Below are 10,615 nucleotides of genomic sequence, written 5' to 3'. Positions count from 1 at the left end.
ATCGCACGGCCTCGCCGGCTTGACGCGGACCATAGAACCTCTGCCAGGCCGCTGGCGGCGCCCCCTCGAGGGGGTCGGCGAAGCGCGCAGCGCGGAGACTGGGGGTGTTCCATCTATGCTGCCCAGCGGTTCATCGGGCGGACCTCGCGCAGATAGGCCGAGCCGCTGCCTTCGCGCACCGGAGGCGCGCGGTGGAACGCGCCGTCCTTCATCACGGCCAGGATGCGCGCCTTGTCCTGCAGGATGGTGATGTCGGCCAGCGGGTCGCCGTCGATGAGCAGGATGTCCGCGAGGCAGCCCTCGCGCAGGTAGCCGATGTCCTTGCCCTGCTTCATCATGGGGCCGCCCCAGGCGGTGGCCGAGAGCAGCGCTTCCATGGTGCTCATGCCCACGTGCCGGACGAAGTACTCCAGGTCGCGCGCATTGGTGCCGTGCGGTGTCCAGGCAAAGCCGTAGTCGCCACCGGGCAGGATGCGGATGCCGCGCTTGCGCATGGCCTGCATGCTCGCGATGGCGGCTTCCAGTTCGCGGTGGTAGCCCATCTTCTTCGTGACCTCGGGCGTGAGGCCGTATTCGCTCGCGTTGTTCACGGTGCGGATCAGCCAGGCCAGGCCGGGCGCGATGAAGTGCTCGAACTTGTGCGCCTCCAGCAGGTCCAGCGCCTCCTCGTCGGCGAAGCTCGCGTGGTAGATCACCTCGATGCCCTGCTTGACGCACTGCTTGATGGCCCAGGTGCTGCGCGCATGCGCGGCCACGCGCTTGCCCCAGGCCTTGGCCTCCTGCACGCAGGTGCGGATCTCCTCCTCGGTGAACTGGCTCATCTCGGACGACATGCCCGTGATGGACTCGCCCGAGAGGTTGATCTTGAGCGAGTCCACGCCGTACTTGGCGAACATGCGCACGCAGCGGCGCATCTCCTCGGCACCGCTGACCACGGCGCCGAACGCGAACTCGGGCTGCGGCAGGTGCGGCTGGGTGGTGTCGCCCAGGCCGCCGGGCACCGTGATCTCCTGGCTGGCCGCCAGGTAGCGCGGGCCCACGATGGTGCCGTCGTTGATCGCGTTGCGGATGACGACATCCAGCCGCGGTTTGGCGCAGGCCGCGCCCACGCAGCTCGTCCAGCCCATGTCCAGGTAGCGCCTGGCCACTTCGGCGCACCACAGGATGTGCTCCTCGGGCGGCATGCGCTGGATCGCGTCCAGGCTGGGCTGGTCGTTCCAGCTGAAGTGCGTGTGGGCCTCCACCATGCCCGGCATCAGGAAGGCGCCGCCGCCGTCGATGACCAGGGCGCCCGCGACCGGCTGGCTGCGCTGGCCGAAGGCCGTCTTGACGACCCGCTGGATGCGGTTCCCCGAGACCAGCAGCTCGCCCAGGAAGGGCTGCTCGCCGCCGCCGTCGAAGATGCGCACGTTGGTGAAGTGGACATCCGCCATGCTCAGTTCCTCACGCTGGCCAGGAACTCGCGCAGCGCGCGCTGGCAGTCCTCGGGCTTCTCGACCGGCGTCCAGTGGCCGCAGCGCGGCAGCACCAGCGCGCGGGCACCAGCAATTCTCTCGGCCATGGCGCGCACGTTCTGCGGCGGTGCCACGCCGTCCTCATCGCCCGTGACCAGCAGCACCGGGCAGGCGATGCGGTCGACGGCCGCGGCCTCGGCGCCGGCCAGCGCCTCGCAGCTGCGGGCATAGGCCTCGGGCTCCTGGCGCATCAGGCTCTCGCGCACGAAGGCCACGGCCAGGGGGTTCTTCTGCCGCGTCTCGGACGACACCGCCACCTGGCTCAGCTGGTCCACGATCTCCTGCATGGCGGCCACGCCTTCGCGCGCCTTGGCGGCGCGTGTGCGCATGGCGTTGCGGGCCGGCTCGGGCGGCGCGATCAGCGGGCCGAACAGCGCGAGGCTGCGCACCAGCTTCGGCTTGTGCACCGCCAGGTGCTGGGCGACGATGGTGCCCATCGAGTGGCCGAGCACATGCGCGCGCGCGATGCCGGCGCGGTCGCAGAAGGCCAGCACGGCGTCGACATAGCGCTGGATCGTCAGCGCGCCCTCGGCACGCTGCGAGCGGGCGCTGCCCGGCAGGTCGGGCCGCAGCACGCGCTGGCGCGCCAGCGCCGGCAGCAGCGGCCCGAAGGTGTTGGCGCTGCCGCCCAGGCCGTGGATGCAGACGACGGCGTCGCCCTCGCCCTCGTCCTCCGCCACCATGCGCTCGATCAGGTGCAAGCTCATTGGAACCTGTTCTCGATGGCGCCGATGCCGTCGATCTCGACCTTGAACACGTCACCGGCCTGGAGCCAGCGCGGCGGCTTGAAACCCATGCCCACGCCCGAGGGCGTGCCCGTGGCGATGACGTCGCCGGGCAGCAGCGTGATGCCGCGCGAGCAGGTTTCCACGAGCGTGGGGATGTCGAAGATCATGTCGGACGTAGCCCCGTCCTGGCGCAGCTCGCCGTTGACCCAGCCGCGCACGCGCGTGGCGCGGCCGTCGAGTTCGTCGGCCGTCACGATCCAGGGGCCCATGGGGCAGAAGGTGTCGAAGCTCTTGCCCAGGTCCCACTGCTGGTGGCGCGTCTGCACGTCGCGCGCGCTCACGTCGTTGACCACGGTGTAGCCCAGCACATGTTCCATCGCGCGGCTTCGGGGAATGTCGCGGCCCGGCCTGCCGATCACGATGGCCAGCTCGCTCTCGTAGTCGATCTGCTCGGTCACGGCGCGACCGGGCAGGCGCACGGTGTCGTAGGGGCCGATCACGGTCTGCGGGGTCTTGGTGAAGACGATGGGCCATTCGTCTTCTTTGGGCAGGCTGTCGCGGAACACGGTGCCGGCCAGCTCGGCCGCATGGGCGCGGTAGTTGCGGCCCACGCAGAACAGGTTGCGGTGCGGACGCGGCAGCGGCGCGCGCAAGGTGATGGCCGAGACCGGCAGGCGCGTGCCGGCTTCGCGCGGCAGGGGCCGGCCTTCGGCCAGTGCCTCGAGGAGTGGCTGCACGCCGCGGCTCGCGTCCGCGCACGCCAGCGGCGTGGCCTCGCGTCCATCGGGCGAGATCAGTCCCACGTGGTCCGTACCACCCCACCGCCAGCTGGCAAGCCGCATCTGGTTGTCTCCTGGTGCCGCACATGTCGCAGGGCTTGTGCCCTGGCTGTGAGATCGCATGTCCGTTTTAAGACGGGTGTCTCATGACGGGATGGGCGGATCATAATGAGCAGGTCTAGACGCGCAAGACGCAAACAACACAACCAGACCCGGACAAACCCGCATGGCGCGCCCCAAGTTCCCGCACAGTCCCCCACCGCAGCCGCCCGAGCGCGGCGTCAAGGCGGCCACCTTCAAGCTGCTGCTGGAAACGGCCATGGCCATCATCCAGGACGGTGGCCACATCCCCTCCGTGGCCGAGACGGCCGTGCGCGCCAAGGTGTCGCGCGCCACGGCCTACCGCTACTTCAGGAGCCGCAGCGCCTTGCTGACGGCCGTGATCGAGGCCTCGCTGGGCCCGGTGCGCAGCCATGCGTCCGACCTGCCGGACGGCCACGCGCGGCTGCACGAGCTGTTCAAGAAGACCTTCCCGCGCTTCAAGGAGTTCGAGCCGCAGCTGCGCGCGGCCGCGCTGTTGTCGCTGGAGCAGTGGGCGCAGGAGCGGGCCGGCCTGCTGGAGGAGGAGCCGTTCCGCCGCGGCCACCGCGTGCGCATCCTCGAGCACGCGCTGGAGCCGCTCGCGCCGCAGCTGCCGCAGGCCGTCTACGACCGGCTGCACCGCGCGCTGTCGGTGATCTACGGCATCGAGCCCTACGTGATCCTGAAGGACATCTGGGGCGTGAGCGACCGCGAGGTCGAGCGCACCGCGCTGTGGATGGCCGACGCCATGGTCGATGCCGCCCTGCGCGAAGCCGCTGCGCACAAGCCCGCGGCCGCGCCCCGCACCGCCAGAAGAAAGGCATCCGCATGAACACCGAAGCCGCCCATGACCCCGCCTGGTACGACGCCCAGTACCACACGCGCGCCGCCATTCCCGAGCATCCGCAGATCCTGCAGTACTGGACCGACGCGTCCAAGGCCACGCGTGGCAGGCTGCGCGGCAAGCTCGACCTGCGCTACGGCGAAGGCACCAAGGAGACGCTGGACCTGTTTCCGGCGGCCGCGCCGGACGCACCGGTGCTGATCTACATCCACGGCGGTTTCTGGCGCGCGCTGGACAAGCGCGACCACAGCTTCGTGGCCGAGCCCTTCGTGGCGGCTGGCGCCTCGGTGATCCTGCCCAACTACGCGCTCGCGCCCTATGCCAGCATCGCGCAGATCGTGCAGCAGATGGTCAAGGCCGTGGCCTGGGTCTGGCGCGAGGCCGAGGCCCTGGGCGTGGACCGCCGGCGCATCGCGCTGGCCGGCCACAGCGCCGGCGGCCACCTGGCCGCCATGCTGCTGGCCTGCGACTGGCGTGCCGTGGAGCGGCGCATGCCGGCGCAGCCGCTGCGCGGCGCGCTGGCGCTGTCGGGCATCTACGAGCTGGAGCCGCTGCGCCATGCGCCCTTCCTCGCACCGGACCTCCAACTGACCGAGGCCACGGCCCTGCAGCTGAGCCCGGCCTGGATGCCGGCGCCCCCCGGACCGCTGCTGGCCCTGGTCGGCGGCGAGGAGAGCGCCGAGTTCCAGCGCCAGAACGCGTTGATCCGCGAACGTTGGGGCGAGGCCGCGGTGCCGGTCTGCGAGAGCGTGCCGGGCCGCCACCACATGAACGTGCTGCACGAACTGGCCGATCCGGCCGCGCGCGCGCACCGGCTCGCGCTGGGGTTGCTCGGCCTGTGAACGTCGCCGGCTTGGTGTAGGGTTCGGGCTTTGCGCGAACCAGAAGAAGAACCATGGAGACACACCATCAGCCGAGCCCCGGCGTGGATTCGCCCTACGCCATGTTCCGGCTCGGCGTCGCCCTGCTGCTCATGGCTGTGGGCAACGGCGGCATGTACGTGGTGTCGGTCGCGCTGCCCGCCGTGCAGGCCGAGTTCGGCGTGGCCCGCTCCGATGCCTCGCTGCCCTACACGCTGCTGATGCTGGGCTTCGGCGCGGGCGGCGTGCTGATGGGCAAGCTGGCAGACCGCTTCGGCATCGGCTGGCCGCTGGGGCTGGGCGGCCTGTGCCTGGGCCTGGGCTACTGGGCCAGTGCCATGGCCGAGAGCATCCTCGTGTTCGCGCTGGCGCAAGGGCTGCTGGTCGGCTTTCTGGGCTGCTCGGCCAGCTTCGCCCCGCTGATCGCCGACACCGCGCTGTGGTTCGAGCGCCGGCGCGGCATGGCCGTGGGCGTGTGCGCCAGCGGCAACTACCTGGCCGGAACCGTGTGGCCGCCCGTGGCCCAGCATTTCATCGAGACCGTGGGCTGGCGCCAGACCTACCTGGGCATGGCCGTGTTCTGCAGTCTCGCGGTGGGCGCGCTGGCACTGTGCATGCGCCAGCGCCCGCCGACGGTGGCCGTGGCGCCGCAGGGCCCGGCCGCGGCCTCGGCGGCGGCGCTGGTCACGGGCCGGCCGTTCGGCCTGTCGCTGGGCTCGGCCCAGGGCCTGCTCTGCGTGGCCGGGCTGGCCTGCTGCGTGGCCATGTCCATGCCCCAGGTGCACATCGTGGCCTACTGCGGCGACCTGGGCTATGGCGCGGCGCGCGGCGCCGAGATGCTGGCGCTGATGCTGGGCTTCGGCGTGGTCAGCCGGCTCATCTCGGGCTGGATCTGCGACCGCATCGGCGGCCTGCGCACGCTGCTGCTGGGCTCGGCGCTGCAGGGCGTGGCGCTGCTGCTGTTCCTGCCCTTCGACGGCCTGGTGCCGCTCTACGTGATCTCGGCGCTGTTCGGCCTGTTCCAGGGCGGCATCGTGCCGTCCTACGCCATCATCGTGCGCGAGTACTTCCCGCCCCAGGAGGCCGGCGCGCGCGTGGGCACGGTCATCATGGCCACGCTGTTCGGCATGGCGCTGGGCGGCTGGATGTCGGGCAAGGTGTTCGACCTCACCGGCAGCTACCACGCGGCCTTCTTGAACGGCATCGCCTTCAACCTGTTGAACCTGAGCATCACGGCCACGCTGCTGTGGCGCGTGCAGCGGCTGCGGCGCGTGGCGGCTTGAGCCACGCGCTCTACACTGCGCGGCTTTTCGGATTCCCAGGAGTTTGCATGTCGTTCGTTTCTCTCCGTCCCAGCCTGCTGGCCGGTGCCCTGGCCTCGGCGCTGCTGCTCGGCGCCTGCGCGCCGATGGCGCCGAAGGCTGCTGCACCCGCCGCGACCGCCGCCGCACCCGCCCAGGCGGCCCTGCCCGTGGACGCCGCGCTGCGCGCGCAGACGCAGGCCGAGGTCGGCGCCTACCTCAAGACGCTGGAGACGCTGGTCGGCATCGAGTCCGGCAGCCGTGACCTGGAGGGCCTGCGCCAGCTCAGCGGCACCGTGGCCGAGCGGCTGCGCAAGGCCGGCATGCAGGTGGAGATCAAGCCCACGCGCGCGCCGGGCTTCCACCCGCAACTGAAGGGCGCGGAACTGGGCAGCATGGTCTATGCCACGCGCAAGGGCACGGGTGCCAAGAAGGTGCTGCTGATCGCCCACATGGACACGGTGTACCCGCGCGGCATGGGCGCCAAGCAGCCCTTCCGCATCGACGGCGACCGCGCCTACGGCCTGGGCATCGCCGACGACAAGCAGGGCGTGGCGCTGATCCTGCACGTGGTGGAACTGCTGGCGCGCAATGGCTTCAACGACTATGCGGAACTCGGCGTGCTGATCAACGGCGACGAGGAGGTCGGTTCGCCGGGCTCCGGTCCCTTCCTGACGGAACTGGGCAGCGCCTACGACGCGGTGTTCTCGTTCGAGGGCGGCGGCAGCGCCACGGCCCAGGGCGGCGACATGGTGCGCCTGGCCACGAGCAGCATCGCCATCGTCGAGATGAAGGTGACCGGCAAGGCCAGCCATGCCGGCGCCGCGCCCGAGCAGGGCCGCAACGCGCTGTACGAGCTCGCGCACCAGATGCTCAAGTCGCGCCAGTTCGGCGACCCGGCCAAGGGCCTGCAGATCAACTGGACCGTGGCCAACGCCGGCAACTCGCGCAACGTGATCCCGGCCGAGGCCACGGCGGTGGCCGACGTGCGCTCGCTGACCAATGCCGACCTGGACCTCATGGAGGCGTCGCTCAAGAAGTCCATCGAGGACAAGCTGATCCCGGACACCAAGATCGACCTGACCTTCTACCGCAGCCGCCCGGCCTTCGTGTCGAACGCGGCCTCGCGTGCGCTGGCACAGCATGCGCGCGGCCTGTACGGCGGTCTCGACATGCCGCTGGAGATCCGCGAGCGTGCCACCGGCGGCGGCACGGATGCAGCCTTCGCCGGCCTGCGCCCGCGCGGCGGCGTGCTGGAAAGCTTCGGCCTGCGCGGCTTCGGCGCGCACTCCAACGACGACGAGTACGTGCTGGTGTCCAACGTGGCGCCGCGCCTGTACCTCGCCGCGCGCATGGTCATGGACACGGGCCGCGGCCAGGTCGGCTGGTAGGCGCGAGGCGGGGCGCGGCGCCGGCGACGTGCGCCATGAGCCCGTCCTGGCCGACCGCGACATGGTCGGCCAGCACATGGCGATCGGGATAGTCGCCGCCGTTCTGGTGGCGAAAGGCGATGGGTGCGTCCTCGAAGAGCCGCTGCACGCGCGCCTGCCAGCCCTGCTTGGCCGCGTGCAGGGCCGGCCCCTCCAGGGTGCCGGCGCCGTAGACCGCATGGGTGGGCAGCACCTCGAAACCGGGGAAGAACAGGGACCCGTGCGTGATCGGAAACAGCAGCTGCTCCATCGGCCCGTTGATGCCGCGCGCCGCGTAGTCCACGGCGGGCCCGCCCGCGGCGACGCACAGCAGCGCGCGCTTGCCGCGGAAGGCGCCATCGCCGTAGCGGTGCAGGTTGCCCGCATCCCGGTACCCGTAGGCCAGGCCGTGGGCCCAGACCCGGTCGAACCAGCCCTTCATGATGGCGGGCATGCCGAACCACCACAGCGGGAACTGGAACAGCACGGCATCGGCGGCCAGCACCTTGCGCTGCTCCTCGGCCACGTCGGGCGTTTGGCGGCCGCTGCGCAGGGCATGGCCCGATTCGCGGACGAACGACAGGCGGTCGGGGTCGGCGCGGCTCGGGAAGTCGTCCGCGTCGAACACGGCTTTCCAGCGCATGGCGTAAAGGTCGGACTCCACGACGGTGTGGCCCTGGGCGCGCAGGCTGTCGCGCGACACCTCCACCAGTTGCTGCGTGAGGGAAGTCGGCTCGGGGTGGGCATGGACGATGAGGACGTTTCTGGACATGGCGGGTGGCGCTCTGAAGAGGAGATGCCGCCAGTCTGGCCTCGGTGCAGCCATCTTTGAAATCGCGTGGTCTCTGCCCTACCATCCATACCATGGATGGCAAGCGGCTCGACCTCAACCTGCTGGTGACCTTGGAGGCCTTGCTGGCCGAGCAGAACGTGACCCGTGCCGCCGCGCGACTGCACCTGAGCCAGCCGGCCGTCAGCGCGCAGCTGGCGCGGCTGCGTCTGCTGTTCGACGATCCCTTGCTGGTGCCGGCACAGCGCGGCATGACGCCGACCGCGAAGGCGGTGGAACTGCTGGCACCGCTGCGCCAGTCGCTCGACCAGGTGCGGGCGACGGTGGCCGAAAAGGCGAACTTCGATCCAGCGCGCGCCGAGCTCGCGCTGACGATCGCCTGCACCGACTACCTGCAGGCCGTGGCGGTGCAGCCGCTGTGCCTGGCCTTGCGCCAGCGTGCGCCGGGCGTGCGGGTGGCCATGTGCCACCTGGAGCTGGAGAGCCTGGACGCGCAGATGGCGCGCGGGGACGTGGACCTGGCGCTCATGACGCCTGCGGAGGCACCGCCCAGCCTGCGCACACGCCACCTGTTCGACGAGGACTACGTGCTGATCGGCCGGCAGGGGCATCCGCGCCTGCGCAAGGGGCTGAGCGCGCAGGCCTATGCCCAGCTGGAGCATGTCGTGGTGTCGCTGCGCGGTGGCGACTTCGCCACGCCGGTGGACGATGCGCTGGCGGGGCTGGGCTTGCGGCGCCGCGTGGCGGTGTCTGCAGCGTCCTTCCTGCTGCTGCCGCAACTGGTCGCCGCGTCGGACCTCGTGGCCCTCGTGCCGCGCCGCCTGGCCGCGGGCAGCGCGCAGCCCTTGCGCACCGTGGCACCGCCGTTCGCCGTGCCGGGCTTCGCGGTCGGCATGGTCTGGCACGAGCGCAACCATGGCCATGCGGGCCAGCGCTGGGTGCGCGAGACGCTGCATGCGCTCTGCGCCGAGAAAGCACCGCGTCGGCCACGGTGAGCGCGCGGGCGCGCAGAATGCGGCGGGCATGCAGACCGAGTCCTTCACCCTCACCACGGCGCTCGGCCACCGCGTCGATGCCATCGCCACGACGCCGGACGACGCCGAGGCCGCCTACGTGTTCGCCCACGGCGCTGGTGCCGGCATGGCACATCCCTTCATGGCCGGCGTTGCCCAGGGCCTGGCCGAGCGCCGCATCGCCTGCCTGCGCTACCAGTTTCCCTACATGCAGGCCGGTTCGCGCCGGGTGGACGCGGCCCCGGTCGCGCAGCCCACGGTGCGTGCCGCCGTGGCCTGGGCGCAAGGCCGCTGGCCCGGGGCCACGCTGCTGGCGGGCGGCAAGTCCTTCGGCGGGCGCATGAGTTCGCAGGCCCAGGCGGCCGAGGCGCTGCCCGGCGTCGCGGGCCTGGTCTTCCTGGGATTTCCGCTGCACCCGGCCGGTCGGCCCGGGACGGAGCGCGCCGCGCACCTGGCGCAGATCGCGCTGCCCATGCTCTTCGTCCGCGGCACGCGCGACGCGTTGGCCGAGGCCGGCCCCTATGCGGAGTTGGTCGCGCAACTGGGCGGCCTCGCCACGCACCTGGCCATCGCCGAGGCCGACCACGGCTTCCATGTGCTGCGGCGCAGCGGCCGCAGCGACGAAGAGGCCATGGAAGAACTGCTGGACGGGTTGTGGGCCTGGACGCAGGCCTGGCGGCTGCCGGTCTAGCAGGCCGCAGGCCGCACGGCGACTGCTTCGATCTCCACCTTCACGGGCGCGATGAGTCCGGCGATCACGGTCGAGCGCGCGGGCGCCTGTTCGGCCGGAAAGCGTTCCGCGTAAGCCGCGTTGAAGGCAGGGTAGTCCACCGCATCCGTGAGCCAGACGGTGGTCTTGACCACGTCTTCCAGCGTGCAGCCGGCCTCGCGCAGGATGCGTTCGATGTGGTCCAGCGTGGCGTGGGTCTGGCCCGCGATGTCGGGCGCGGCCGGGCCGGCCGGCGTCATGGGCACCTGGCCCGAGACGAAGACCAGCCGGTCCCAGGCCACGGCGGCCGAGATCGGCTGGCGCTGGCCGGCGCGCACCACGGCGCCGATGCGTTCGATCGATTCCATTTCAGTTCCCCATGGCGCTCGCGCGCCACCCGCAGGGCATGAAACCGGCTCGCAAGCAAGGGTTCAAAAGGCCGCGGAGCAGGCCATGCGAGTGCAGCCGCGGAACGGGCTCCGCCCGGCCGCCGGGTGCGCCCCTTGAGGGGGATGGGATGTCTACACGAAGTGCGACATCCAAACCAGTCATGAGTGCGTGTACTCGCCCCTGCGCATGAAAGCCTG

General features: G+C 71.2%; 11 protein-coding genes. 6 read left to right on the top strand and 5 right to left on the bottom strand.

Annotated features, from left to right (window positions below):
- Positions 1-113: 113 nt before the first annotated feature.
- From IE209_RS33130 to IE209_RS33120, 3 genes are read right to left on the bottom strand one after another with little or no spacing between them, the layout of a single operon-like run.
- The gene (locus IE209_RS33130; protein ID WP_189691124.1) at positions 114-1,433 is read right to left on the bottom strand and encodes a metal-dependent hydrolase family protein; all 1,320 of its coding nucleotides are present in this window, start codon (positions 1,431-1,433) and stop codon (positions 114-116) included.
- Between the two features lie 2 nt (positions 1,434-1,435).
- A complete protein-coding gene (locus IE209_RS33125; protein ID WP_189691123.1) occupies positions 1,436-2,221 on the bottom strand; it encodes an alpha/beta fold hydrolase in 786 nt (261 codons plus the stop codon).
- Positions 2,218-3,084, bottom strand: coding sequence for a fumarylacetoacetate hydrolase family protein (locus IE209_RS33120; RefSeq protein ID WP_189691122.1), 867 nt, complete (start codon positions 3,082-3,084; stop codon positions 2,218-2,220). Before IE209_RS33120 ends, IE209_RS33125 begins: the two co-directional genes overlap by 4 nt.
- Positions 3,085-3,247: 163 nt before the next feature.
- Between IE209_RS33120 and IE209_RS33115 the strand changes: the two genes are divergently transcribed.
- From IE209_RS33115 to IE209_RS33100, 4 genes are read left to right on the top strand one after another with little or no spacing between them, the layout of a single operon-like run.
- Positions 3,248-3,934 (top strand): TetR/AcrR family transcriptional regulator, encoded by a 687-nt coding sequence (locus IE209_RS33115; protein WP_189691121.1) that lies wholly within the window; start codon positions 3,248-3,250, stop codon positions 3,932-3,934.
- Entirely contained in the window at positions 3,931-4,788 is an 858-nt protein-coding gene (locus IE209_RS33110) for an alpha/beta hydrolase (protein ID WP_189691120.1), read from the top strand. The genes IE209_RS33115 and IE209_RS33110 overlap by 4 nt, the downstream gene beginning before the upstream one ends.
- A 53-nt stretch (positions 4,789-4,841) precedes the next feature.
- A complete protein-coding gene (locus IE209_RS33105; RefSeq protein ID WP_189691119.1) occupies positions 4,842-6,089 on the top strand; it encodes an MFS transporter in 1,248 nt (415 codons plus the stop codon).
- 47 nt (positions 6,090-6,136) lie between these two features.
- Positions 6,137-7,498 carry a glutamate carboxypeptidase gene (locus IE209_RS33100; protein WP_189691118.1) on the top strand — a complete coding sequence of 454 codons (1,362 nt, stop codon included), beginning with the start codon at positions 6,137-6,139 and terminating at the stop codon, positions 7,496-7,498.
- Here IE209_RS33100 and IE209_RS33095 read toward each other — a convergent pair.
- The gene (locus tag IE209_RS33095) at positions 7,464-8,288 is read right to left on the bottom strand and encodes an NAD(P)H-dependent oxidoreductase (protein WP_189691117.1); all 825 of its coding nucleotides are present in this window, start codon (positions 8,286-8,288) and stop codon (positions 7,464-7,466) included. The two genes, IE209_RS33100 and IE209_RS33095, sit on opposite strands and share 35 nt — an antisense overlap.
- Positions 8,289-8,380: 92 nt before the next feature.
- On the opposite strand from IE209_RS33095, the gene IE209_RS33090 reads away from it, so the two are divergent.
- Together IE209_RS33090 and IE209_RS33085 are read left to right on the top strand one after the other, a co-directional pair.
- Positions 8,381-9,301, top strand: a complete 921-nt coding sequence (locus IE209_RS33090; protein WP_189691116.1) for a LysR family transcriptional regulator — start codon at positions 8,381-8,383, stop codon at positions 9,299-9,301.
- Positions 9,302-9,329: 28 nt separating this feature from the next.
- Complete coding sequence (locus tag IE209_RS33085) at positions 9,330-10,010, top strand: alpha/beta hydrolase family protein (RefSeq protein WP_189691115.1); 681 nt, start codon at positions 9,330-9,332, stop codon at positions 10,008-10,010.
- Here the strand turns inward: IE209_RS33085 and IE209_RS33080 are convergent.
- On the bottom strand, positions 10,007-10,396 hold the full coding sequence (locus tag IE209_RS33080; RefSeq protein ID WP_189691114.1) for a RidA family protein: 390 nt from the start codon (positions 10,394-10,396) through the stop codon (positions 10,007-10,009). The genes IE209_RS33085 and IE209_RS33080 overlap by 4 nt on opposite strands.
- Positions 10,397-10,615 lie beyond the last annotated feature (219 nt).

Origin of the sequence: Pseudorhodoferax aquiterrae (assembly GCF_014652235.1) — a bacterium.
In the GTDB taxonomy this organism is placed as follows: Bacteria; Pseudomonadota; Gammaproteobacteria; order Burkholderiales; family Burkholderiaceae_C; genus Pseudorhodoferax; species Pseudorhodoferax aquiterrae.
The sequence above is the reverse complement of the archived record's forward strand: the minus strand, read 5'-3'. Positions and strand labels throughout refer to the sequence as shown.

What these genes read in the sequence shown, in the direction of transcription:
- IE209_RS33100 (WP_189691118.1), top strand. Translation starts at nt 6,137, where the DNA reads ATGTCGTTCGTTTCTCTCCGTCCCAGCCTGCTGGCCGGTGCCCTGGCC.
- IE209_RS33115 (WP_189691121.1), top strand. Translation starts at nt 3,248, where the DNA reads ATGGCGCGCCCCAAGTTCCCGCACAGTCCCCCACCGCAGCCGCCCGAG.
- IE209_RS33080 (WP_189691114.1), bottom strand. Translation starts at nt 10,396, where the DNA reads ATGGAATCGATCGAACGCATCGGCGCCGTGGTGCGCGCCGGCCAGCGC.
- IE209_RS33120 (WP_189691122.1), bottom strand. Translation starts at nt 3,084, where the DNA reads ATGCGGCTTGCCAGCTGGCGGTGGGGTGGTACGGACCACGTGGGACTG.
- IE209_RS33130 (WP_189691124.1), bottom strand. Translation starts at nt 1,433, where the DNA reads ATGGCGGATGTCCACTTCACCAACGTGCGCATCTTCGACGGCGGCGGC.
- IE209_RS33085 (WP_189691115.1), top strand. Translation starts at nt 9,330, where the DNA reads ATGCAGACCGAGTCCTTCACCCTCACCACGGCGCTCGGCCACCGCGTC.
- IE209_RS33125 (WP_189691123.1), bottom strand. Translation starts at nt 2,221, where the DNA reads ATGAGCTTGCACCTGATCGAGCGCATGGTGGCGGAGGACGAGGGCGAG.
- IE209_RS33095 (WP_189691117.1), bottom strand. Translation starts at nt 8,288, where the DNA reads ATGTCCAGAAACGTCCTCATCGTCCATGCCCACCCCGAGCCGACTTCC.
- IE209_RS33105 (WP_189691119.1), top strand. Translation starts at nt 4,842, where the DNA reads ATGGAGACACACCATCAGCCGAGCCCCGGCGTGGATTCGCCCTACGCC.
- IE209_RS33110 (WP_189691120.1), top strand. Translation starts at nt 3,931, where the DNA reads ATGAACACCGAAGCCGCCCATGACCCCGCCTGGTACGACGCCCAGTAC.
- IE209_RS33090 (WP_189691116.1), top strand. Translation starts at nt 8,381, where the DNA reads ATGGATGGCAAGCGGCTCGACCTCAACCTGCTGGTGACCTTGGAGGCC.